Genomic DNA, 488 nt, shown 5'->3' with positions numbered 1-488 from the left:
CCGCAATGTGCGCCGTGTGCTGGCCATGGAGCTGATGGTAGCCTGCCAGGGCATCGACATGAGAGGAAACAAGGGACTTGGAAAGGGGACCCAGGCGGCCTATGATCTTGTGCGCAAATGTGTGGCCCGTCTGGATGAGGACCGGGAGCTTTATGAGGACATCAACTACTGCGAAAAGATCATCGAGGACGGCTCTCTGATCCGTGCCGTTGAGGAAGCCCTGGGAGCAGAGATCGAGTATTAAATATGAACATGGAGATAAAAAAGATCGGAAGAGATGCATGCCGCGTCTCTTCCTGGTCCGGCGGGACCACCACCGAGCTTTCCATCGCGCCGGAAAACGGGAATTACCAGAGCCGGGACTTTCTGTGGCGCTTAAGCTCCGCCACCGTGGAGCTGGAGGAGAGCACCTTTACGTCTCTCCCGGATTTTGACCGGATCATCCTGACCCTTGAAGGGGAGATGGACATATGCCACGACGGGGGACC

General features: G+C 56.8%; 2 protein-coding genes. Both read left to right on the top strand.

What is annotated here, in order from left to right:
* Positions 1 to 244 (top strand): aromatic amino acid lyase (locus PZH32_RS11260; protein ID WP_275208339.1); only part of this gene is annotated, 244 nt, incomplete at its 5' end.
* Positions 245 to 246: 2 nt separating this feature from the next.
* Positions 247 to 488, top strand: a 242-nt coding sequence (locus PZH32_RS11255; RefSeq protein ID WP_275208337.1) for a HutD family protein, incomplete at its 3' end; no start/stop codon positions are given.

Source organism: Adlercreutzia equolifaciens (assembly GCF_029076695.1).
Lineage (GTDB): Bacteria > Actinomycetota > Coriobacteriia > Coriobacteriales > Eggerthellaceae > Adlercreutzia > Adlercreutzia equolifaciens_A.
Note: the sequence above shows the minus strand (reverse complement) of the source record. Positions and strands in the feature narration are given on the sequence as shown.